At 51.3% G+C, this 23,605-nt stretch carries 24 protein-coding genes; 10 read left to right on the top strand and 14 right to left on the bottom strand.

Translation table 11 applies throughout. The features are described 5' to 3' along the window. Window positions 1-15: 15 nt before the first annotated feature. From kdsA to hemA, 6 genes are read right to left on the bottom strand one after another with little or no spacing between them, the layout of a single operon-like run. On the bottom strand, window positions 16-870 hold the full coding sequence (gene kdsA, locus FHD02_RS06000) for a 3-deoxy-8-phosphooctulonate synthase (RefSeq protein ID WP_038641145.1): 855 nt from the start codon (window positions 868-870) through the stop codon (window positions 16-18). Window positions 871-905: 35 nt separating this feature from the next. Further along, window positions 906-1,715 (bottom strand): invasion regulator SirB1, encoded by an 810-nt coding sequence (gene sirB1 / locus FHD02_RS05995; RefSeq protein ID WP_006684256.1) that lies wholly within the window; start codon window positions 1,713-1,715, stop codon window positions 906-908. 3 nt (window positions 1,716-1,718) lie between these two features. Next, window positions 1,719-2,111 (bottom strand): invasion regulator SirB2, encoded by a 393-nt coding sequence (sirB2, locus tag FHD02_RS05990; RefSeq protein ID WP_079223840.1) that lies wholly within the window; start codon window positions 2,109-2,111, stop codon window positions 1,719-1,721. Then, window positions 2,108-2,941, bottom strand: a complete 834-nt coding sequence (gene prmC, locus FHD02_RS05985) for a peptide chain release factor N(5)-glutamine methyltransferase (protein ID WP_220393687.1) — start codon at window positions 2,939-2,941, stop codon at window positions 2,108-2,110. Before prmC ends, sirB2 begins: the two co-directional genes overlap by 4 nt. Beyond that, the gene (gene prfA / locus FHD02_RS05980) at window positions 2,941-4,023 is read right to left on the bottom strand and encodes a peptide chain release factor 1 (protein ID WP_003020786.1); all 1,083 of its coding nucleotides are present in this window, start codon (window positions 4,021-4,023) and stop codon (window positions 2,941-2,943) included. Before prfA ends, prmC begins: the two co-directional genes overlap by 1 nt. Window positions 4,024-4,064: 41 nt before the next feature. Beyond that, window positions 4,065-5,321, bottom strand: coding sequence for a glutamyl-tRNA reductase (gene hemA, locus FHD02_RS05975; RefSeq protein ID WP_042307946.1), 1,257 nt, complete (start codon window positions 5,319-5,321; stop codon window positions 4,065-4,067). 211 nt (window positions 5,322-5,532) lie between these two features. On the opposite strand from hemA, the gene lolB reads away from it, so the two are divergent. The 4 genes from lolB (at window position 5,533) to dauA (ending at window position 10,024) form a co-directional block, all read left to right on the top strand. Then, the gene (gene lolB, locus FHD02_RS05970; protein ID WP_137370609.1) at window positions 5,533-6,156 is read left to right on the top strand and encodes a lipoprotein insertase outer membrane protein LolB; all 624 of its coding nucleotides are present in this window, start codon (window positions 5,533-5,535) and stop codon (window positions 6,154-6,156) included. Beyond that, entirely contained in the window at window positions 6,153-7,004 is an 852-nt protein-coding gene (gene ispE / locus FHD02_RS05965; protein ID WP_061381218.1) for a 4-(cytidine 5'-diphospho)-2-C-methyl-D-erythritol kinase, read from the top strand. The genes lolB and ispE overlap by 4 nt, the downstream gene beginning before the upstream one ends. Window positions 7,005-7,269: 265 nt before the next feature. Then, window positions 7,270-8,217 (top strand): ribose-phosphate diphosphokinase, encoded by a 948-nt coding sequence (gene prs / locus FHD02_RS05960; RefSeq protein ID WP_001518537.1) that lies wholly within the window; start codon window positions 7,270-7,272, stop codon window positions 8,215-8,217. Window positions 8,218-8,341: 124 nt separating this feature from the next. Beyond that, window positions 8,342-10,024 carry a C4-dicarboxylic acid transporter DauA gene (gene dauA / locus FHD02_RS05955; RefSeq protein ID WP_137370608.1) on the top strand — a complete coding sequence of 561 codons (1,683 nt, stop codon included), beginning with the start codon at window positions 8,342-8,344 and terminating at the stop codon, window positions 10,022-10,024. Window positions 10,025-10,123: 99 nt separating this feature from the next. Here dauA and FHD02_RS05950 read toward each other — a convergent pair whose 3' ends face one another. Beyond that, window positions 10,124-11,587, bottom strand: a complete 1,464-nt coding sequence (locus FHD02_RS05950) for an aspartate aminotransferase family protein (RefSeq protein ID WP_137370519.1) — start codon at window positions 11,585-11,587, stop codon at window positions 10,124-10,126. 15 nt (window positions 11,588-11,602) lie between these two features. Continuing rightward, window positions 11,603-12,988, bottom strand: coding sequence for a diaminobutyrate--2-oxoglutarate transaminase (locus FHD02_RS05945; RefSeq protein ID WP_220393686.1), 1,386 nt, complete (start codon window positions 12,986-12,988; stop codon window positions 11,603-11,605). Between the two features lie 608 nt (window positions 12,989-13,596). Between FHD02_RS05945 and lysC the strand changes: the two genes are divergently transcribed. Further along, a complete protein-coding gene (lysC, locus tag FHD02_RS05940; RefSeq protein WP_220393685.1) occupies window positions 13,597-14,958 on the top strand; it encodes a lysine-sensitive aspartokinase 3 in 1,362 nt (453 codons plus the stop codon). A 123-nt stretch (window positions 14,959-15,081) separates the two neighbouring features. On the opposite strand, the gene ychH is transcribed toward lysC, so the two are convergent. Further along, window positions 15,082-15,363: a stress-induced protein YchH gene (gene ychH / locus FHD02_RS05935; RefSeq protein ID WP_003833480.1), complete on the bottom strand. Its 282-nt coding sequence runs from the start codon at window positions 15,361-15,363 to the stop codon at window positions 15,082-15,084. Window positions 15,364-15,637: 274 nt separating this feature from the next. Between ychH and pth the strand changes: the two genes are divergently transcribed. Beyond that, window positions 15,638-16,222, top strand: coding sequence for an aminoacyl-tRNA hydrolase (gene pth, locus FHD02_RS05930; protein WP_016153302.1), 585 nt, complete (start codon window positions 15,638-15,640; stop codon window positions 16,220-16,222). A gap of 115 nt (window positions 16,223-16,337) precedes the next feature. Then, complete coding sequence (gene ychF / locus FHD02_RS05925; RefSeq protein WP_061381215.1) at window positions 16,338-17,432, top strand: redox-regulated ATPase YchF; 1,095 nt, start codon at window positions 16,338-16,340, stop codon at window positions 17,430-17,432. Between the two features lie 90 nt (window positions 17,433-17,522). Here ychF and FHD02_RS05920 read toward each other — a convergent pair whose 3' ends face one another. From FHD02_RS05920 to ycgZ, 5 genes are all read right to left on the bottom strand, one after another. Next, window positions 17,523-18,071: a LuxR C-terminal-related transcriptional regulator gene (locus tag FHD02_RS05920; protein WP_227255169.1), complete on the bottom strand. Its 549-nt coding sequence runs from the start codon at window positions 18,069-18,071 to the stop codon at window positions 17,523-17,525. Beyond that, entirely contained in the window at window positions 18,025-18,318 is a 294-nt protein-coding gene (locus tag FHD02_RS05915; protein ID WP_042307929.1) for a hypothetical protein, read from the bottom strand. The genes FHD02_RS05920 and FHD02_RS05915 overlap by 47 nt, the downstream gene beginning before the upstream one ends. Before the next feature lie 122 nt (window positions 18,319-18,440). After that, on the bottom strand, window positions 18,441-18,707 hold the full coding sequence (locus tag FHD02_RS05910; RefSeq protein WP_038641176.1) for a biofilm/acid-resistance regulator YmgB/AriR: 267 nt from the start codon (window positions 18,705-18,707) through the stop codon (window positions 18,441-18,443). A gap of 34 nt (window positions 18,708-18,741) precedes the next feature. Beyond that, window positions 18,742-19,014, bottom strand: a complete 273-nt coding sequence (locus FHD02_RS05905) for a hypothetical protein (protein WP_042307926.1) — start codon at window positions 19,012-19,014, stop codon at window positions 18,742-18,744. 45 nt (window positions 19,015-19,059) lie between these two features. Next, window positions 19,060-19,296, bottom strand: a complete 237-nt coding sequence (ycgZ, locus tag FHD02_RS05900) for a regulatory protein YcgZ (protein WP_042307924.1) — start codon at window positions 19,294-19,296, stop codon at window positions 19,060-19,062. 311 nt (window positions 19,297-19,607) lie between these two features. Here ycgZ and FHD02_RS05895 point away from each other — a divergent pair, with 311 nt between their 5' ends. The 3 genes from FHD02_RS05895 to FHD02_RS05885 all read left to right on the top strand — a co-directional run bounded on the left by FHD02_RS05895 (window position 19,608) and on the right by FHD02_RS05885 (window position 23,377). Continuing rightward, the gene (locus FHD02_RS05895) at window positions 19,608-20,819 is read left to right on the top strand and encodes a diguanylate phosphodiesterase (protein WP_137370523.1); all 1,212 of its coding nucleotides are present in this window, start codon (window positions 19,608-19,610) and stop codon (window positions 20,817-20,819) included. 221 nt (window positions 20,820-21,040) lie between these two features. Continuing rightward, complete coding sequence (locus FHD02_RS05890) at window positions 21,041-21,772, top strand: MerR family transcriptional regulator (protein WP_042307920.1); 732 nt, start codon at window positions 21,041-21,043, stop codon at window positions 21,770-21,772. A 330-nt stretch (window positions 21,773-22,102) separates the two neighbouring features. After that, window positions 22,103-23,377, top strand: coding sequence for a Glu/Leu/Phe/Val dehydrogenase (locus FHD02_RS05885; protein ID WP_042307917.1), 1,275 nt, complete (start codon window positions 22,103-22,105; stop codon window positions 23,375-23,377). The last annotated feature ends 228 nt before the right edge of the window (window positions 23,378-23,605 follow it).

The following is a 23,605-nucleotide window of genomic DNA, read 5'->3' as shown; positions in this document are numbered from 1 at the left end:
GCCTGTTCAGCGAACTTAGTTCTCAGTATCGAGTTCGTCGAAGCTTTTCACCAGATCATCAATCGCTTTGATCTGCGTGAGGAACTGTTCCAGTTTCGCCAGCGGCAGTGCGGATGGGCCATCGCATTTCGCATTGGCTGGATCCGGATGCGCTTCAATAAACAAGCCTGCCAGACCTACCGCCATGCCCGCGCGCGCCAGTTCAGTCACCTGACCACGACGGCCGCCGCTTGCGGCGCCAAACGGGTCGCGGCACTGCAGCGCATGGGTGACGTCGAAAATCACCGGCGAATTGCCAGAGACCTTTTTCATCACGCTAAAGCCCAGCATATCCACAACCAGGTTGTCATAACCGAAGTTTGCGCCACGGTCACACAGGATAACCTTATCGTTACCGCCTTCATGGAATTTATCCACGATATTACCCATCTGACCCGGGCTTACGAACTGCGGTTTTTTCACGTTGATAACGGCGCCGGTTTTCGCCATCGCTTCCACCAGATCGGTCTGGCGAGCGAGGAATGCCGGCAGTTGAATCACATCCACCACATCAGCAACAGGCTGAGCCTGGCTGGCTTCGTGAACGTCGGTGATCACTTTTACGCCAAAAGTTTGCTTCAGTTCCTGGAAGATTTTCATCCCTTCTTCAAGGCCCGGTCCACGGTAAGAGTGGATGGAAGAACGGTTGGCTTTATCAAAGGAGGCTTTGAACACGTAAGGGATACCCAGTTTTTGAGTAACGGTTACGTAGTGCTCACAAATGCGCATCGCCAGGTCGCGGGATTCCAGCACGTTCATTCCGCCAAACAGCACGAACGGCAGGTCATTTGCCACGTTGATGTCGCCAATGCTAACCACTTTTTGTTTCATAGGATCGCCTTAAACGGTAGGTAAAGTGTCATTAATCAATGCAATACAATTTGTTTGTGCGAAATCGTATTAATCTGCGCACGAATCATTTCGCTGATCGGGTCTTCCGGACACTGCTCAACGAAATAACTTAAATCTGTCAGCGCAACATGTTCACACTCCAGTTGCGCATATATCAATCCCCGATCGCGTATTTCATACGGATCTTCAGGATTAAACTGCAATAATGCTTCACTGGCACGCAGCGCCAGTTCCATTTGCCGCTCTTCCATCAGCGATGATTTCAGTGTGTCGAGCAGTTTACGGATCACTTCTGCGTTATCCGCTTCGTCCAGATCTTCATTAAACAGTTCCGCGACCGGGCTGATATTTCCCTTCAGCCACACTTCCAGCGTGTGTTCATTTAACGTTTCGCCATTGAACGGATTGATTAGCCACATTTCGCCATCGAGCGATTCAATGCGCAGGATGAGTTGTGTCGGGAAAATCACCGGTACCAGCGGTAGATCCAGTCGGTTGGCAATCCACAATAAGATCGCGCCCAACGACACCGCACTGCCCTGACGATTTTTCAGAACCTGGTCGAGCCATAGTGCATCAGAAAGACGATAGACGCCGTGGGTATCCGTAAATCCCCATTCGCCGTAAAAAAGTGCCAGCAGTTTTTCCAGTTGCTCATCCTGAGACAGGAGCTGGCTAATTTCTTCTTGCGCCAGACTGACCAGACGTTCCAGTTCGTCATAGACAGTTTGTGTTGGAAAATCCAGACGGATAGACTCCGACGCCAGGATCATCCCATCACACAATGGCGCTTTATTAAATTCGAAATCAGCTAACGACCTCATGACTTACCCCAGTAACGGTATTTTTGTGGTGGCGAGTTTAATGATGATGTACAGCACCACCAACGCCAGCGGAAATGCGACTAATCGCGCCTGCTGGCTGCGCGCCCGACGGTAATCGAGCGCAATAAAACCCAAAACGATGTAAATGATAACCCCAAACAGCTTTTCAGTCAGCCATGTCCCTTGTTCGGTGAATGGCAGGATGTGCGTTTTCACCATTAACGCTACGCCGCTGAGTAATAAAACGGTATCCACCACCGGCGGCACAATGCGCGTCCAGCGGGCACGGGCTAGACGCGCGTCGGTGTAACGCCACCAAAAACGCAGCGTCAGCAGACTAACAGAAAGCGCAATGCTAATGAGATGAACGTTGAGTAACAGACTGATGGTACTCATGATGGGAGGCGTCCAAGCGTAATTCGCTCGTTGCCGCCGTAATCACGGCAGGTTTCAACCGCCAGATAACCCGCGCGAGTAAAGGCATCGCGCACGGCCTCGCCCTGCTGCCAGCCATGTTCCAGCAAAAGATAGCCGCCGGGCGTTAACACGTGCTGAGACTGGTCAATAATATGGACGATATCCGCCAGCCCCTGATCGCCCGCCACCAGCGCCGACAGCGGCTCAAAGCGCACATCGCCCTGTGCCAAATGCGGATCCTGTTCGTCGATGTACGGCGGATTGCTGACAATCATGTCAAACTGCTGCCCCTGCAAAGCGCTAAACCAGTCGCTTTGCAGCACGCGAACATTGTCGATAGCCAGGTGCTGCGTATTGCGCATAGCCAGCGCCACGGCATCCGGCATCCGATCAACCGCCGTCACCGCGCAATCCGGACGCTCGGTTGCCAGCGCCAGCGCAATCGCGCCCGTACCGGTTCCCAGATCGAGAATGCGACATGCCGAGGCCGGCAGGCGAGCCAGCGCCTGCTCTACCAGACACTCGGTATCCGGACGCGGAATCAGCGTGGCCGGCGATACAAACAGCGGCAGCGACCAGAACTCGCGCACGCCGGTCAAATGCGCCACCGGCTCGCCCCGCTGACGCCGCTCCAGTAATGTGTCGAGCTGCTGATGCTGCGCCTCGGTTAACAGCGTTTCACCGAAAGCCAGAATAAAGGTGCGCCCCTTGCCGGTAACGAACTCGAGTAAAATCTCGGCGTCACGGCGCGGGCTTTCGCTTGCCTGTAATTGGCTTATCGCTTCACGCAGCCAGTGCTGATAGTCCATTAATCCTGCTCGGACAACGCCGCCAGTTGATCGGCCTGGTATTCCTGGACAATTGGCTCAATGAGCATATCCAGTTTACCTTCCATCGCTTCATCCAGACGGTAGAGCGTCAGGTTAATGCGGTGATCGGTTACGCGCCCCTGAGGGAAGTTATAGGTGCGGTTGCGATCGCTGCGATCGCCGCTGCCCAGCAGGTTGCGACGCTCAGAGGCTTCCGCCTGTTGACGTCTTGCCACTTCGGCCGCACGAATGCGCGCCCCCAGCACCGACATCGCTTTCGCTTTGTTTTTATGCTGTGAACGTTCGTCCTGACATTCCACCACGATGCCGGTTGGCAAGTGGGTAATACGGATTGCAGAGTCGGTGGTGTTAACGTGCTGACCCCCTGCGCCTGATGAGCGGAATGTATCAATACGCAGATCGGCCGGGTTGATGTCCGGCAGTTCAGCATCCGGCAGCTCCGGCATAACCGCGACCGTACAGGCGGAGGTATGAATACGGCCCTGTGATTCCGTCGCCGGTACGCGCTGCACGCGATGACCACCGGACTCAAATTTCAGTCGGCCGTAAACGCCTTCGCCGCTGATCTTGGCAATAACTTCTTTAAAACCGCCATGCTCGCCTTCGCTGGCGCTCATGATCTCAACCCGCCAGCGGCGCGATTCAGCGTAACGACTGTACATACGGAACAGATCGCCAGCAAATAACGCGGCTTCATCACCGCCGGTTCCCGCCCGCACTTCAAGGAAGGCGTTACGTTCGTCATCAGGATCTTTCGGTAACAGCAGAACCTGCAGATGTTGTTCCAACTGTTCACATTTCTCTTTTGCTTCGCGCAGTTCATCCTGCGCCATTTCACGCATTTCAGGATCGTCGAGCATCATCTGAGCTGTCTCGATATCTTCCTGAACCTGTTGCCAGTCCGTAAAACAGCGCGATACATCGCTTAATTGCGCATATTCGCGCGACAGTGCACGAAAGCGGTCCTGGTCTGCGATAGTACCCGCATCGCCGAGCAGCGCCTGAACTTCTTCATGACGTTCATGCAGGGCTTCCAGTTTGGCAACGATAGAAGGCTTCATAGGCGTAAATGCACCCTGTAAAAAATAAGATTGGTGTGTTGCTACTCCAGCCCGAGGCTGTCGCGCAGAATATTCAGGCGTTCACTATCCCCGTCACGGGCGGCCTGTTGAAGTGATTTGGTTGGTGCGTGGATCAGACGGTTAGTCAGTTTCCAGGCCAGATCCTGCATAATGGCTTGCGCATCACCGCCCTGTTGAAGAGCGGCCAACGCTTTGGCGGTCAGTTCATCACGGATCTGTTCTGACTGACTGCGATACTCGCGGATAGTGTCACTTGCGCCCTGGGCACGCAGCCAGGCCATAAACTCGCTGGTTTCCTGCGCCACGATCGTTTCGGCTTCCACGGCCGCCGCTTTGCGCTGGGCCAGGTTATGCGAAATGATGCTTTGCAGATCGTCAACGCTGTACAAGTAGGCGTTGGACAATTTGCCCACTTCCGGCTCGACATCGCGCGGTACGGCGATATCCACCAGCAGCATAGGCTGGTTACGACGGTTTTTAAGCGCACGCTCTACCATTCCTTTACCGATAATCGGCAGCGGACTGGCGGTTGAACTGATAATGATATCGGCATCCTGCAAGCGGGCATCGATATCGCTCAATGAAATCACTTCAGCGCCGACTTCATCCGCCAGCACCTGCGCGCGTTCACGCGTGCGGTTGGCGATGATCATCTTCTTCACTTTGTGTTCGCGCAAATGACGCGCCACCAATTCGATGGTCTCGCCTGCGCCGACTAACAGTACGGTTACTGTGGAGAGCGATTCAAAGATCTGCCGCGCCAGCGTACAGGCAGCAAAAGCCACGGAAACAGCGCTGGCGCCGATATCAGTTTCGGTACGGACACGTTTAGCGACAGAGAACGATTTCTGGAACATGCGCTCCAGCGCACTGGCGTTCTGGTGGCCTTTCTGCGAATCCGCAAAGGCTTTTTTAACCTGTCCCAAAATCTGCGGCTCGCCGAGCACCAGCGAATCCAGACCACTGGCAACGCGCATCAGATGGCTGACGGCGTCATTGTCCTGGTGCCAGTACAGGCTATTGCGCAGGTCTTCTTCATTAAGGTTATGGTATTCACACAACCAGCGAATCAGTGCTTCTTGCAGGTTGTCCTGCTCTTCCACGCTGAGGTAAATCTCTGTGCGGTTACACGTCGACAGCACTACCCCGCCCTGCACCATTGGCAGCGCTTGCAGGCTGTCCAGCGCCTGATCGAGCGTATCCGGCGAAAACGTGACGCGTTCTCGCAGCGATACAGGTGCCGTTTTATGGTTAATACCAAGCGCTAAAAGGGTCATGTGAGCGGGAATAGTACCAGCGTTGATAAGGTTAGACTGGGTGCATCATACAGGATGCGTGCGGTCAATAAAAGAGACTGCCCCCTTTTGGAGTAATAGCTTAGCGCACAAATTTAAGCGATTTAAGATAACTTGAACGTAGACGATGTCAGATGGTGGCGCTAGCATTGAGAGTTATAACTGCAACGTATCTCAAGGATTTGTCATCATTATGACCCTGCCTGATTTTCGCCTGATTCGCCTGCTGCCCCTTGCAGCCCTGGTTCTTAGTGCCTGTACCCTCAACGCACCGAAAGGTCCCGGCAAAAGCCCCGATTCCCCGCAGTGGCGCCAGCACCAGCAGGAAGTACGCGCCCTGAACCAATATCAGACGCGCGGTGCGTTCGCTTATATCTCCGATCAACAGAAAGTGTATGCCCGCTTTTTCTGGCAGCAAACCGGACAGGATCGCTATCGTCTGCTGCTGACCAACCCGCTGGGCAGCACGGAATTGGAACTCAATGCGCAGCCGGGCAACGTTGAGCTTGTCGATAACAAAGGTAAGCACTACACCGCCGACAACGCCGAAGAGATGATTGGTAAACTGACCGGCATGCCTATTCCGTTGAATAGCCTGCGCCAGTGGATCCTTGGCCTGCCGGGTGACGCCACCGATTACAAGCTCGACGACCAATATCGTCTGAGCGAAGTGAACTACAGTAAAGACGGTAAAAGCTGGAAAGTGGTCTATAGCGCCTACGACAGCAAAACGCAGCCTGCGATGCCAGCCAACATGGAGCTGTCCGACGGCTCCCAGCGTATTAAGCTGAAAATGGATAACTGGATTGTGAAATGATGAGCCATTGGCCCTCTCCGGCAAAACTGAATCTGTTTTTATATATCACCGGGCAGCGTGCGGACGGTTACCACACGCTACAGACGTTATTCCAGTTTCTCGACTATGGCGACGAGATTGGCATCAATCTGCGCCACGATGGCGAAATACACCTCCTAACCCCGGTGGAAGGCGTTGCGCATGAAGATAACCTGATCGTGCGCGCGGCGCGTTTGCTGATGAAGACAGCGTCGACAAGCGATCGCCTGCCCGCAGGAAGCGGCGCGGACATCAGTATCGAAAAGCGTCTGCCGATGGGTGGCGGCCTGGGCGGCGGTTCGTCAAATGCGGCCACCGTTCTGGTGGCGTTGAATCATCTCTGGCGGTGTGGGCTTTCGGTTGATGAACTGGCGGCAATCGGCTTGACGCTGGGGGCGGATGTTCCCGTGTTCGTGCGCGGCCACGCGGCTTTTGCCGAAGGCGTGGGAGAAATTCTGACGCCGGTCGATCCACCTGAAAAATGGTATCTGGTCGCTCATCCGGGAGTCAGTATTCCAACGCCGGTCATTTTTAACGATCCTGACCTCCCGCGTAACACGCCAAAAAGGTCAATAAAAACGTTACTAAAATGTGAATTCGGCAATGATTGCGAGGTTATCGCAAGAAAACGTTTTCGCGAGGTTGATGCGGCGCTTTCCTGGCTGTTAGAATACGCGCCGTCGCGCCTGACTGGTACAGGGGCTTGTGTCTTTGCTGAATTTGACACAGAGTCTCGTGCTCGCCAGGTGCTTGAGCAAGCCCCGGAATGGCTCAAAGGCTTTGTGGCGAAAGGCGTCAACCTCTCCCCTTTGCATAGAGCGTTACTCTAAATCATTCGGGTTTCAGGAAGATGGCGAGATGACGGAACACCTGGCGCATACAACAGTATGTGCTGGTGTGAGGAATTAACGCCAACGCACATGAAACCCGAAGGATGAAGAGTAAACCGGGCAAGCTGAGTTGCGGTGACAACGTCACCCTGTTCCAGACGTTGCATCGCGCTCTTTAATACACCGCATGGAGAGGATACTGCCTGGCCCGCACAGTTTTCGGCAGATTCTTTCCACCAATGGACGCATGCCTGAGGTTCTTCTCGTGCCTGATATGAAGCTTTTTGCTGGTAACGCCACCCCGGAACTAGCACAACGTATTGCCAACCGCCTGTACACTTCACTCGGCGACGCCGCTGTAGGTCGCTTTAGCGACGGCGAAGTCAGCGTACAAATTAATGAAAATGTACGCGGTGGTGATATTTTCATCATCCAGTCCACTTGTGCCCCTACTAACGACAACCTGATGGAATTGGTCGTTATGGTTGATGCGCTGCGCCGTGCTTCCGCAGGCCGTATCACCGCCGTTATTCCTTACTTCGGCTATGCACGTCAGGATCGTCGCGTACGTTCCGCTCGTGTACCGATTACCGCTAAAGTCGTCGCTGATTTCCTGTCCAGCGTTGGCGTTGACCGCGTCCTCACCGTTGACCTGCATGCTGAACAGATCCAGGGCTTCTTTGACGTACCGGTTGATAACGTATTCGGTAGCCCAATCCTGTTAGAAGACATGCTGCAACTGAATCTGGACAACCCGATCGTGGTTTCTCCGGACATCGGTGGCGTCGTGCGTGCCCGTGCTATCGCTAAACTGCTGAACGATACCGATATGGCTATCATCGACAAACGTCGTCCGCGTGCGAACGTTTCTCAGGTGATGCACATCATTGGTGACGTTGCAGGTCGTGACTGCGTGCTGGTTGATGACATGATCGATACCGGCGGTACGCTGTGTAAAGCAGCAGAAGCACTGAAAGAACGTGGTGCAAAACGCGTATTTGCTTACGCAACCCACCCGATCTTCTCAGGTAATGCGGCAAACAACCTGCGCAACTCAGTGATTGATGAAGTCGTTGTCTGTGACACTATTCCACTGACTGACGAAATCAAAGCGCTGCCAAACGTGCGTACATTGACCCTGTCGGGTATGCTGGCCGAAGCGATTCGTCGTATCAGCAACGAAGAATCCATCTCTGCTATGTTCGAGCATTAATCGAGCCCGGCTCAAAAACCCGCTGCGGCGGGTTTTTTTATCTGTAATACTTATTTGTATGACTTTTGCCTACTTCACCTGCCATTTAGTTGACAGATGATGCGCTCATGGATGAAACATTATTGTGAACAGATTATTTTCCTCACATGTGATGCCTTTCCGCGCCCTCATCGACGCTTGTTGGAAAGAAAAATATACCGCTTCTCGCTTTACCCGTGACCTGATCGCCGGGATAACGGTGGGGATCATTGCCATTCCGCTGGCAATGGCCCTGGCAATAGGGAGTGGCGTTGCGCCGCAGTACGGTCTGTATACCTCCGCCGTCGCTGGGATTGTTATCGCCCTCACCGGGGGGTCGCGCTTTAGCGTCTCTGGCCCGACCGCCGCCTTCGTGGTGATCCTGTATCCGGTGTCGCAACAGTTTGGGCTGGCAGGCCTGCTGGTTGCCACGCTCATGTCCGGGATATTTCTGATCCTTTTCGGCCTCGCCCGTTTTGGTCGCCTGATCGAATATATTCCCGTGTCGGTTACGTTAGGCTTTACGTCGGGTATTGGTATCACTATCGGTACCATGCAGATTAAAGATTTTCTTGGCCTGCAAATGGCCCATGTACCGGAGCACTACCTGCAAAAAGTTGGTGCGCTGTTTATGGCCTTGCCAACCATCAACTTCGGCGATGCCGCCATTGGCGTGGTAACGCTGGGGATCCTGATTTTCTGGCCTCGTTTGGGGATCCGACTGCCGGGTCACCTTCCTGCACTGCTGGCAGGCTGTGCGGTAATGGGAATTGTGAACCTGACCGGTGGTCACGTTGCGACCATCGGTTCCCAGTTCCACTACATTCTGGCTGACGGCTCACAGGGTAACGGTATCCCGCAGTTGCTGCCGCAACTGGTATTACCGTGGAATATGCCCGAGTCAAACTTTACCCTGAGCTGGAGTTCATTACAGGCGCTGTTACCGGCAGCCTTCTCAATGGCGATGCTGGGGGCAATTGAATCTCTGCTGTGCGCCGTCGTCCTCGACGGCATGACCGGCACCAAGCATAAAGCCAACAGCGAGCTGATTGGTCAGGGGCTGGGTAACATTGTTGCGCCGTTCTTTGGTGGTATCACCGCCACGGCGGCAATTGCCCGTTCTGCGGCCAACGTCCGCGCCGGGGCAACCTCACCCGTTTCGGCGGTCATCCACGCGATTCTGGTGATCCTGGCGCTATTGGTTTTAGCACCGCTGCTTTCATGGCTACCGCTTTCCGCCATGGCCGCCCTGCTGCTGATGGTGGCATGGAACATGAGTGAAGCCCACAAAGTGGTGGATCTGCTGCGTCATGCGCCAAAAGACGACATCATCGTCATGCTGATGTGTATGTCGCTGACGGTGCTGTTCGACATGGTTATCGCCATCAGCGTCGGGATCGTTCTCGCTTCTCTGCTGTTTATGCGCCGTATTGCGCGCATGACGCGGCTGGCACCGGTCAACGTTGATGTAGCAGACGATGTTCTGGTGCTACGCGTCATCGGCCCGCTGTTCTTTGCCGCGGCGGAGGGATTATTTACCGATCTCGAGTCGCGCATTGCGGGTAAACGCATTGTGGTCTTGAAGTGGGACGCAGTCCCGGTACTGGATGCTGGTGGTCTGGACGCCTTCCAACGTTTTGTAAAACGTCTGCCGGAAGGTTGCGAATTACGTATCAGTAACCTGGAGTTCCAGCCGCTACGTACCATGGCCCGCGCGGGTATTCAGCCTATTCCAGGACGCCTGACGTTCTTCCCGAATAAAGACGCCGCACTGGCGGATATCAGCTGACGCCCAGCCCTACCCGGCGAAGCGCCCCGGGCTACACATGACAGGCAAAAAAATGGCTCCCGTGAGTGGGAGCCATTTTTATATCAAGCTTATTTATGCTTACGCTTTCAGCAGTTGCTCAGCCGTCGCCTTCACGCTCGCCAGCAGGACTTTCACATCCTCCAGGCACACGGTCGGGTTCAACAGCGTCAGCTTCAGGCAGGTGACGCCATCAGCTTCGGTGACGCCGACGTTGGCGCTACCGGAAGCCAGCAGCACGTCGCCAATACGCTGGTTCAGCAGCGCAACGAACGCGATGTCATCGCTTTGCGGACGGAAGCGGAACAGCACGCTTGCCAGCTGCGGCTCCATAACCAGTTCCAGATGCGGCTGGGTTTTGACAAACTCAGCCGCATCGCGGGCCAGCGTCACGCCGTTATCGATGATTTCGGCATACTGCTTTTTACCCAGCGCTTCGAGGCCCATCCACAGCTTGAGCGCGTCGAAACGGCGCGTGGTCTGCAGCGACTTCGACACCAGGTTCGGCACGCCGTGTCTTTCATCGAAATCAGAGTTCAGGTATGCCGCCTGATAGCGCATCAGCTCATAGTGACGCGCGTCTTTTAACAGGAACGCGCCGCAGCTGATGGTCTGGAAGAACTGTTTGTGGAAGTCCAGGGTTACGGAATCCGCCAGTTCGAGACCGTTCAGGAAGTGACGATACTTCTCAGACAGCAGTAACGCCCCGCCCCATGCCGCATCCACGTGCATCCAGATCTGGTGCTCTGCCGCCAGCGCCGCAATATCCGCTAACGGATCGATAGCGCCTGCGTCGGTGGTGCCGGCCGTGGCGACAATCGCCATCACCTGCTCGCCGTTGGCTTGCGCCTGGGCCAGCTTAGCTTTCAGGTCAGTCAGATCCATCCGTGAGAACGCATCGGTCTTCACCTGAGTGACGGAACGGTAACCCAGTCCCATCAGCGCCATGTTTTTCTGCACGGAGAAGTGTGCGCTTTCAGAGCAGAACACTTTAATTTTGCTCAGGTCACCGGTCAGACCATTCTGCTGAATGGAGTGCCCCTGGCGAGCGAAGAAAGCGTCGCGCGCCAGCATCAGGCCCATCAGATTGCTCTGGGTGCCGCCGCTGGTGAACACGCCCGCGTCGCCCGCCGCATAACCTACCTGCTCACGCAGCCATTCGATCAGTTTGATCTCAATGATCGTGGCCGACGGGCTTTGGTCCCAGGAGTCCATGCTCTGGTTAGTGGCGTTGATCAGCACTTCCGCCGCCTGGCTAATCACCAGGCTTGGGCAGTGCAGGTGCGCCACGCACTGCGCATGGTGAACCAACAGGCTGTCTTTGAGAAAGTATTCAACCGCACGCTCAATAGCGGCCTGGTTGCCCAGGCCCTGAGACGTAAAGTTCAGGTTGATACGTTCGCGCAGCTGTTCAACGGTTTTGCCCTGATACATCTCAGGCTGTTGCAACCATTCAACGACCGCTTTCGTACTCTGCTCGATAGCGTCCTGATAGGCAGCAATACTCTGCGCCGAGCCGGACAAAATCGGGTTTACGTCTGACATTCGCTCCAACTCCGTTTAAACCGGCTTTACACCAGCGCCCAACAGGGCGTTTTCGAATTTATCGAGGAACACTTCCAGCTCAGCGTTAGTGATCAGCAGAGACGGCAGCAGGCGCAGTACGCAACCGTTACGGCCGCCACGCTCCAGAATCAGCCCATTTTCGAAGCATTTTTTCTGCAGCAGCGCGGACAGCTCGCCATCGGCCGGATAGCAGCCCATGTGATCCTGCGCTTCGTTCGGCTTAACAATTTCAATACCGATCATCAGACCCAGACCGCGTACCTGGCCAATCACCGGATAGCGTTTCTGCAGGTCGGTCAGTTTACCTTTCAGCCACTCGCCCTGAGCGGCAACTTTATCGGCAATCTCGTCGTCTTTGAGGATTTTCAGTGTTGTCAGACCGGTGGCCATCGCCAGCTGGTTGCCGCGGAAGGTACCGGTATGGTGGCCCGGAGCCCACGCATCGAACTGCTTTTTAATGCCCAGTACCGCCAGCGGCAGACCGCCGCCAACCGCTTTGGACATCACGATGATGTCTGGCTCAATACCGGCGTGTTCGAAGGCGAACAGCTTACCGGTACGCGCGAAGCCAGCCTGAACTTCATCGATAATCAGCAGAATGCCGTGTTCCTGCGTCACTTTACGAATACGCTGTAACCATTCGATCGGCGCCGGGTTCACGCCGCCCTCGCCCTGCACGGCTTCGAGGATCACCGCAGCCGGTTTACGCACGCCGCTTTCAACGTCGTTGATCAGGTTTTCGAAGTAGTAAGTTAATGCTTTCACGCCAGCTTCACCGCCAATACCCAGCGGGCAGCGGTACTGATGCGGATACGGCATAAACTGCACTTCCGCCATCATGTTGCTGACGGCTTCTTTCGGCGACAGGTTGCCAGTCACGGACAGCGCGCCGTGGGTCATCCCATGGTAGCCGCCGGAGAAGCTGATAATGCTGGAACGGCCGGTCACTTTCTTCGCCAGCTTCAGCGCCGCTTCAACGGCATCTGCGCCAGACGGCCCGGTGAACTGCAGGCAATACTCTTTGCCCTGGCCCGGCAATAAAGACAGTAAATAAGATGAAAATTCATCTTTTAACGGCGTGGTAAGGTCAAGCGTATGTAACGGTAAGCCGCTTGTGATGACACTTTGAATGCTCTGGAGCACTTCAGGATGATTGTGACCGAGCGCCAGGGTACCGGCACCTGCAAGACAATCAAGATATTGATTATTTTCTACGTCAGTAATCCAGACGCCCTGCGCTTTCGCAATCGCTAATGGCAGTTTACGCGGATAGCTGCGGACATTAGATTCAAACTCAGCCTGTCTTGCTAAAAAGGTATCATTGCTCTGCGGTAATGAATTAGCACTTAAAGTATCAATACGGACTTTATCCGTCATCATATCACTCCTACAACCAGGTGTAGATTAACGCCTGATTGAATAAATGGTTATAAGGATTACCTGTAAAAAAGCGCGGCTAATATATGTTGTTTTAGCACTGGACTCAATCATTTATTTTACGCCGCCTTAAATGAGCATTTTTACCTTATAATTCAAAGCATAAAGCACATCCCGCATTACGAAATCATAAACAAATATAGCTATTTATTTTACAATGCTGTAGCCAGTTGCAACCTGTACGATGTAATAGAAACCATGAGGTTTTCATGTTTTTATTATTTTTTTACATGTTTTTACTATTAATAATGTGCGCGTTTTTTCTTTACGACATGATTTTTCACTTATTTTTCGATAAATCGAATAAAAAAGTCGATCCCTAAATATAAATCACTTAGTATGGCGCGCTTATTTACAGGCTATGTAGATAAATTTAATGCGCAGCACCCGGTCACGCGTACAGGCGACACGCGTTATCGACAACAGGAATTCCCTGGGTTGTCAGCAGAAATGTTCGCGGGCGGACATTTCGTAAGGCGAACGTCGTTCCCTTATGCCGAGAATGAAAATTTTCTAGCCATACTTTTATGGCGCCCTGATATGAGATTGTTATGACTCGCATTTATCCACCATCCGTCGTTGCCAAATTTGGCGGCACCAGCGTCGCTGATTTTGATGCGATGAACCGCAGCGCCAGCATTGTTCTTGCTGATCAAGATGTCCGTTTAGTCGTTCTGTCTGCTTCAGCAGGCGTGACAAACTTACTGGTCGAGCTTTCTGAAGGTCTGGAAACGCACCAACAATTAGATAAGCTTGAGACGTTACGCGCCATCCAATACAACATTATTTCCCGCCTGAAGCAGCCGTCCGTTATCAGCACGGAAATCGATAATCTTCTCAACAATATACGCCGCCTTGCACAAACGGCGACGGTTTCACCGTCCGATGCACTAAGCGATGAGTTAGTCAGCCACGGCGAACTGATGTCCTCTTTGTTGTTTACTGAAGTATTACGTGAACGGCACGCCGAAGCAGGGTGGTTTGACGCCCGCAGCGTGATGCGTACCAATTCGAACTACGGCTGCGCTGAGCCGGATCTCAGCACCCTGCACCACCAGGTGGAGACTCATCTGCGCCCGCGTCTTGAGCAGGCTATTATGGTTACCCAGGGATTTATTGGCCGCGATGCAGGCGGACATACCACGACGCTGGGACGCGGCGGGAGTGATTACACCGCCACGCTACTTGGTGAAGCACTGCACGCCGCACGCGTGGACATCTGGACCGACGTTGCCGGGATCTACACCACAGATCCGCGCATTGCGCCACGGGCCAAACGGATCGACCATATCTCATTTTCCGAGGCCAGCGATATGGCCGCCTACGGTGCGAAGGTTCTTCACCCGGCTACACTGCTCCCGGCAATGCGGAAAAGCATTCCGGTCTTTGTTGGCTCAAGTAAAGATACGGCCGCCGGTGGTACGCTGGTGCACAACACCACCGATAATCCACCGCGTTATCGGGCGCTCGCCGTGCGCCGTAAACAGACGCTATTGCGATTACACAGTCTGCAGACACAACCGCCCTGTGCTTTTCTGGCGCAGGTATTTGCCATTTTATCCCACCACGCGGTGGCAGTAGATTTGGTCACGATATCAGAAAATTGTATTGCGCTGGCGCTGGACGCCACTCATGCGACATCGGGTGAGGACCATATACTGACCACGGCACTGTTTACCGCATTGTCCTCCCACTGTCGGCTGGAAGTGGAAACCGGACTGGCATTAGTCACTTTGGTGGGCAATCAACTGACCCAGGCTGCGGGGGTTTGCAAAGACGTTTTTGCCTGGCTCGAAGAGCATACGGTACGCATGATTTGCCACGGCGCATCAAACGATAACCTGTGCATTCTGTTACCGGCTGACGCGGCGGATAGCGTGGTTAAGACGTTACATTATCGATTATTCGAATAACGCCTCTGCAATTGCGCAGCGATGATGAGTGCATTTTATCCGGGATATGCGTGAACAAGCAGAGGACTGGTTTTCAACCAGGACTCTGCCTGCAAACAGTGGCACTCGCAGTGGAGAGACTATTTAGTTGTGACGATGATTGGTATCACCGCGACGGCAGCGTTTGTCATAATGACGTACCCACCAGTAACGGTCACTGATTTGTTCGTGCCCGCCGACTCTGGCCCCCGCTAACCAGAGAACACCGCCGACAAAAATACTGAGCACAGCACCATGCGCGAAAAACTGTGGCAGATTAAATTGCGGCAGTTGGTTTAAAATAGAGTAACCAACGCCACCCACCATCACCACCAACCCTAAAGCCATGAGCACGTTACCGAGTAACGAAGCGTTTTTGCGTTTCATGTGTCACCTCCGGAACTTTGGGTTGTTACAGGGAATACCCCTAATCCTTATGTGTAAAGTATAGACAACACTGCCGTTCGCAAGTGCGGGAGCGATCACAATTACAAACACCCGCGCAACAAAACTTTACAAATAAGCTACTGAACACACTCAATTTCTAATAGTCCAGTTTCGCAATTATTCAGTTTTCGAGGATAAGCACGCAGTTTTTTGTCAAGCGCAGCGCCAGACAGTAAACTACCCGTCGTTTATAGATACACTCAGGACAAAACACGTGACGATTAAATTGATTGTCGGTCTGGCGAACCCCGGCGCAGAGTATGCGGCAACGCGGCACAACGCCGGCGCATGGTATGTTGATCTACTGGCAGAGAGATTACGCGCTCCCCTGCGCGATGAGCCGAAATTCTTCGGCTACACCTCCAGGGTTACGCTAGAAGGCGAAGATGTCCGCCTGCTGGTGCCGACCACATTTATGAATCTGAGCGGCAAGGCCGTTGGCGCGATGGCTAGTTTTTATCGCATCAATCCCGATGAAATTTTAGTTGCACATGACGAACTAGACCTGCCGCCAGGTGTTGCCAAATTTAAGCTTGGCGGTGGTCATGGCGGACATAATGGCCTGAAGGACATCATCAGCAAGTTAGGCAATAACCCTAACTTTCATCGTTTACGCGTTGGAATTGGTCATCCGGGCGATAAAAACAAAGTTGTCGGGTTTGTTTTAGGCAAACCACCTGTTTCTGAACAGAAGTTAATTGATGAAGCGATTGACGAAGCGGCCCGTTGTACCGAGATTTTGTTCAAAGATGGCCTGACAAAAGCAACGAGCCGGTTACATACCTTTAAAGCGCAATAAGCAGCGATGTGCGGCATTTTGCTCGCGTGCTGTGTATAATAGGCAGAGTTATTTACTTTTCTACAATCTGTTTTCTATAACAGATTGAATATCAAAAGATTAAGGTGATTTAAACATGGGATTCAAATGCGGTATCGTCGGTTTGCCAAACGTAGGCAAATCCACCCTGTTCAACGCGCTCACAAAAGCGGGTATTGAAGCGGCAAACTTCCCGTTCTGTACTATCGAGCCGAACACGGGTGTTGTCCCGATGCCCGATCCGCGTCTGGATCAGCTGGCCGAAATCGTCAAACCGCAGCGTATCCTGCCGACCACGATGGAATTCGTTGATATCGCGGGCCTGGTAAAAGGCGCCTCCAAAGGTGAAGGTCTGGGTAACCAGTTCCTGACTAACATCCGCGAAACCGAAGCGATCGGCCACGTGGTGCGCTGCTTCGAAAACGACAACATCATCCACGTTAATAACAAAGTGGATCCGGCTGACGATATCGATGTTATCAATACCGAACTGGCGCTGTCCGATCTGGATACCTGTGAACGCGCTATTCACCGCGTACAGAAGAAAGCCAAAGGCGGCGACAAAGACGCCAAAGCAGAACTGGCTGCCCTCGAAAAATGTCTGCCACAGTTGGAAAACGCTGGCATGCTGCGTGCGTTGAAAAATCTGACTGACGAAGATAAAGCGGCCATCAAATACCTGAGCTTCCTGACGCTGAAGCCGACCATGTATATCGCCAACGTCAACGAAGACGGTTTTGAAAACAACCCGTACCTCGACAAGGTGCGTGAAATCGCCGCTGCCGAAGGTTCCGTGGTGGTAGCTGTTTGCGCCGCCGTTGAAGCCGACATCGCTGAGCTGGATGACGCCGACCGTGAAGAGTTCATGGCCGAGCTGGGTCTGGAAGAGCCGGGGCTGAACCGCGTGATCCGCGCAGGCTACGAGCTGCTGAATCTGCAGACCTACTTCACCGCGGGCGTGAAAGAAGTACGTGCATGGACTATCCCTGTCGGCGCTACCGCTCCGCAGGCGGCAGGTAAAATCCACACCGACTTCGAGAAAGGATTCATCCGTGCACAAACTATCGCGTTTGAAGACTTCATTACCTACAAAGGTGAGCAAGGCGCGAAAGAAGCCGGTAAGATGCGTGCGGAAGGGAAAGATTACATCGTGAGAGATGGCGATGTGATGAATTTCCTGTTCAACGTCTAATTCACGTTTAACTCTGTAATTCCAAAATCCACGCCACGGCGTGGATTTTTCATTTTATGGATTTTTTAGAGTTCACATCCTGTGATTTACTCAGGCATGTTTCAGCCAGTTCCTGAATATTGGGGTTTGCAGTATTCCCTGAAAGTCAATCAACCCCGAACAGCCAAGTTTCTTGATCAGATTTTGCCTGCTCAGGTAAATCGTTTTTAAGTGCAGGTTAAGCAAGCCAGAAATTTCAGAAATAGTCCGCCCTTCCCCTAATTGCGTTAAGATAAATTTATCCCGTTCAGTCAGGACGATATTTATTTCAGATTGCTGGTCGTGTTCAGTATCAATGCTGATAATTTCAGCGATAAATTTTTTGATTGAGGCTACTCCACTGTCTACAGGAAGTCTGTAGAACGAAAGTTCATTGAGATACTGATACAGATGACCATCAATCAGAAGCACCAGCCGATGCGTCCTGAGATCATAGTTTTGCTTTTTGACAGTGTTGAAGTAGTTAATCGTAAAGAAAACAAGACGCACGTTCTTATCTTTATATTCTATATCAGCGAGAATAATCTCCAGGCCTTGTCTGATATAGACATCATCAATCCACAATTCTGCATGTCTGGCGTGTTCCTGAACTGTATTCATTATTTATGACCTCTAAAAAATCACAATTAATCTGACGGGGTTCAGAACGAATACCTGGTTGAAGGTGACGCATAATCTGCATATAGAGATCGGTTAATATAGCATTCTTCTCATTCTTCAGCTGTACACTAAGTGCCTGAACAAGAATGTCATCACTGACATAACCCATTTTCAACATCACATTGCGCTCTAAATTCTTGTATAAAGCGCACTGGAAAATATAATTTTCCGGAATTGAATTAATCATATCAAGCCCATAATAATGCAGTCTAAGAATGAGAAGATGCTATGTGTAGTCTTAATTCAAAGTATACAAATACTCAGCACATACTATGGATGCTGGAGCTTCATGATTATAAAATAACTTTATTAGACGTCGTCAGCGGTATAGCGCAACACTATTTCCAGTGTTTTTCTGATGATATCAGCCTGAACAACATCGGTTGTCGATTCCAGTGAAGCGATCAGGCTTAAAATGATATTTTTATTATTAACATTATCACCAGCTAAAATCACATTTGTTACTGCCTGTCCCAATACAACGGATTCATCTGCTAATAGCTCACCGGCATTACGGAAGTAACTCGACAAAGCCTTATCTGCTATTGCTCTGTGAACATTCATTTCCTGAAGCATAGTCACCTCGCTTGTATAGTATGAAAGATGGTCTCTAATGTAATTTAGGCTTTTTACTGCCACTGAATACACTCTCATCACCAGTTCTTTCCGGTTTGGGGTTCATCCTTGCCGGATTAGAATCTGTGAAATCATGAATTATGCTATCAATAAGATGTCTACGCCCGGCATCCGCTTCACTCACCTTCATAAGACGTAATTGCTTAATCAATGCGGGTAGTGATATTGCCGTGTTCATGCGCAAAATCTGTATAACAGCTAAACCTGTAATTTCGTGTTTCAAGCGTTCATGGTCAGTTTTCTTCATAACTACTTCACTACTTTCCCCATTTAGATGTTTTAGGGCATCCCTTTATTCGAAGAGCAGGCCGATTAAGGCATTGTAATGCTTCTGTTCATCCTCTCCGGATGCTTTTTCAAGACGGTTCAGAAGCTTGGCACAGAGTGACTTTCGGCTCAGGTTACGTCCATCTTTCAATATCTCAGTGACGATCTCTCCCAATGTTTCCTGCTGTGTAGGAAGATGCGCTTTTGCAAAGTAACGAGAGATTGCGTGTGCGGAATCAGTGAGAACTCTGTGCTGCTGCATATGTTGCTCCTGTAACAAAATGCTGGTGAGTATTAAGTTTTATAACAGTAGCAAAGTTGTACCAAAAATGTGTACATTGAGATCAGGCAAATTTTAACATAAAGTGCTATATTTTATTTATCAATATGTTACGAAGAAAAAGAGAAACACGATATCTCCACCCATTGTACAACCTCTATGAACCAGGGCAGTTACGATTTTTGTTGAACCTTATTATGTAAAATTACAGTTAAAATAATGTATTGAAAATCAGGACATAACCGCGTTTGTCTGATACTGTCCTCACCTCATCCCTTAATCCCGGACTTTCCATGCTCACGACCATTATTTACCGTAGCCATCTACGTGATGACGCCCCCCTCTATGCGATTGAGGATATGGTGGTGGCCGCAAATCTGAAAAACAGGCGATCTGATGTTACGGGGATCTTGCTCTTTAACGGTCGGCATTTTTTCCAACTACTTGAAGGCCCAGAGGAGCAGGTGAAGGAGATTTATCGTTGTATTTGTAACGACCCACGGCACTACAATATTGTCGAACTGATGTGCGATTATGCCCCAGCGCGCCGGTTCGGGAAGGTCGGGATGGAGTTATTTGATTTACAAAAACATGAACGGGCTGAGGTCTTACAAGCTGTACTGAATCAGGGAACGTCAAAATTCCAGCTCACGTATGATGACCGGGCATTGCAGTTTTTCCGGACATTCGTACTGGCGACAGAAAAATCGACTTATTTCGAAATCCCTGCTGCCAATTTCTGGGATTTTATTACCGATAATAGTGGTACCACCCTTAATAAAGCAGAGCTTGCGTCAAATACCGACTACACCTTTGCCTTTCAACCAATTATCGATCCTCTCTCACAACGCGTTATCGCTCTGGAAGCGCTGATTCGTGGTAAAGATGGGGAAACTCCGGCAGCGTACTTTGACAAATTAAGCACGGAAGAGATGTACACAGCGGATCTGGAAAGTAAAAAGACGGCATTTGCCATGGCCAGCGCGCTGAACCTTGGTGAAAAAATGTTGTCAGTCAACCTGTTACCTATGACGCTGGTGAACAGACCCGACGCTGTTAACTTTCTGATTCATGAAATAGCCGCAAATGGGCTGGTCCCTGAACAAATCATTGTGGAATTTACCGAGAGCGCAGTCATCTCACGCTTTGATGCTTTTGCACAGGCGGTAAAATCACTTAAAGCATCGGGGATTTGTGTGGCAGTTGATCATTTCGGCGCGGGTTATGCCGGGCTATTGCTCCTGTCTCGTTTCCAGCCGGACAGAATAAAGATAAGCCGTGAACTCATTGCTGATGTCCATAAAAGTGGCCCGAGGCAAGCTATCATTCAGGCGATCATTAAATGCTGTACTTCACTTGAGATTCAACTTTCCGCCGTTGGTATTGAAAAACCCGAAGAATGGATGTGGCTTGAATCCGCCGGGATCGAGCTTTTCCAGGGTAACTTATTTGCAGCAGCCTTGCTGAATGGTACCCCTTCAGTAGCATGGCCTGAGAAAAAATAAACTCGCTTAGAGTAAGCTGTAACTTAATGACATTATGAAAAAATTTTGTTACCCCGCTCCGCTATTTGATGTTGAATGCAGTAAGATTCTCACGCGTGATAGTAAAGTAAATCTTAATTTTGCTAGAATGCTCTGTATGTTTTGTACAATTTTATGCATGTTGTACAAAGTGACAGGAACCGCATATCGGTAACGGAGAATCAGGCGTGTTGGGGGGAACTATGGCTTATTACAGCATTGGCGACGTCGCAGAGCGTTGCGGGATAAATCCTGTGACCCTTCGGGCATGGCAACGACGCTACGGTTTACTCAAACCTCAACGAAGTGAAGGCGGCCATCGACTCTTTGATGAAGAGGATATTCAACGTATTGAAGAAATCAAACGTTGGATTAGCAATGGTACGCCTGTTGGGAAAGTTAAAGCATTACTGGAAACCAGTACCCGTGAAACTGACGATGACTGGAATCAGCTGCAGGAAGAGATGATGAGCATTCTGCGGATGGCGCATCCGCCGAAACTGCGGGCCAAAATGCTCTCTCTTGGCCGCGCGTATCCGGTAGATGCGTTGATTGACCGAGTCTATCTCCCTGTACGTCAGCGGCTCATACTTGATCATAATACCTCTCGCATAATGAACAGTATGCTTGACGGCGCGCTGATTGAATATGTTGCGGTACTCCTGTCAGAAACACGTCGCAAGTCAGGGAAAGATGCCATTCTGATGGCCTGGGATGTTGAAGACAGAACCCGCTTATGGCTGGAGGCCTGGCGCTTATCGCAATCCGGGTGGCATATCGCCATTCTTGCAGAACCTATTGAAACACCACGTCCTGAGCTATTCCCCGGACAAACACTTTTTGTCTGGACCGGTACGACGCCAACCAGAAGACAAAATGAACTGCTGCAACACTGGAATGAGCAAGGATACAAAGTCATTTTCCACGGGCCTTGACCCGACAGACGCCCAGCTCAACGCAATAAGGCAAACACATTTTATTATCATATTGTTTACTTTTAGAGGTGCGTCATAAATCTGACAAAATGTGTTTTTTGCAAAACACGCATATCAAATCACCCATATCGCAATAAAAACCGCAAAATAGTTAAAGAAAAGCATAATTATTCATTTTCCAGATAAAGCCCATACTATCCATACCGATAAGCCGTGTTGGCTGGACAGGCCACCTGTCGAAAAAAATGTTAAATTTAGGTTTATATGGTGAGATTCACTGTATACCACGGCCAAATTAAGAACATATTACTTTTATAACTAAGGTTTATCATGGATAAGTTATCTTACGCTTCAGATAGCAGCACATCTGCCTGGAATACCTACCTGCAACAAATCGAGCGTGTGGCCCCTTACCTGGGCGAACTTTCCCATTGGGTGGATACCCTGCGTCACCCAAAACGCGCATTGATTGTCGATATCCCGGTACAAATGGATGACGGGACTATCCGTCATTTTGAAGGGTATCGTGTGCAACATAACCTTTCGCGCGGTCCGGGCAAAGGTGGTGTGCGTTTTCATCCTGATGTTGATCTTAATGAAGTGATGGCCCTGTCCGCATGGATGACCATCAAATGCGCGGCATTGAATCTGCCATACGGCGGTGCCAAAGGGGGTGTGCGCGTCGATCCGTTCTCACTGTCTGAGGGCGAACTGGAGCGTTTGACCCGTCGCTATACCAGCGAAATCGGCATTATTATAGGACCGCAGAAAGACATCCCTGCGCCGGATGTGGGTACAAACGGTAAAGTGATGGCCTGGATGATGGATACCTATTCCATGAACCACGGCACCACCGTGACCAGTGTTGTCACCGGTAAACCTATTCACCTTGGCGGCTCGTTAGGCCGTGATAAAGCCACCGGTCGCGGCGTTTTTGTCAGCGGTCTGGAAGTGGCTCGTCGTGCTAATATCGAAGTTGAAGGCGCTCGTGTTGCAGTGCAAGGTTTTGGTAACGTCGGCAGTGAAGCCGCCCGTCTTTTCGCGGCAGCAGGCGCACGTGTCGTTGCTATTCAGGATCACACCGCGACGCTGTTTAACGCTACCGGTATCGACATGTCCGCGCTGTCAGCCTGGCAACTGGAACACAAGCAGATTGCAGGTTTCCCGGGAGCTGAAACCATCGCCAGCGAGGCGTTCTGGAGCCTGGAGATGGACATACTGATCCCTGCAGCGCTCGAAGGTCAGATCACGCGTCACCGCGCTGAAACGCTAACCTGTAAACTAGTACTCGAAGGCGCCAACGGTCCAACCTATCCTGATGCAGATGATGTTCTGGCTAGCCGTGGTATTGTGGTTGTACCTGACGTGGTTTGTAACGCTGGCGGCGTTACCGTCAGCTACTTCGAATGGGTTCAGGACATGGCAAGCTTCTTCTGGAGCGAAGAAGAGATCAACCAACGCATGGACAAAATCATGACCGATGCGATGGTACACGTATGGGAAAAAGCGGCCGAGAAATCCTGCTCTCTGCGTACTGCCGCCTATATTGTTGCCTGCGAGCGTATTTTGCTGGCACGTAAAGATCGCGGAATTTATCCGGGCTAAGATTGGATCTTTTCCTGTTCATAAACCACCTGCCGGGCAGGTGGTTTTTTTTCAGCAAAACCCAGCGCGTAATCGCTTTCCCGCCTGATACTGCCCAATCTCACATTTCCGCTGTTTTTTGCAGCTATACGTTTCAATATGGAACGTATTGAGGTGGCAATGTTTCGTATTGAAACACTAACTCACACAATTTTTTTTTGCATACCTGTGTGCAAAATTACCTTATCG

The organism is Citrobacter sp. EC_71 (assembly GCF_019584005.1).
In the GTDB taxonomy this organism is placed as follows: Bacteria; Pseudomonadota; Gammaproteobacteria; order Enterobacterales; family Enterobacteriaceae; genus Citrobacter; species Citrobacter werkmanii.
This window is presented reverse-complemented; position numbering and strand designations above follow the sequence as displayed.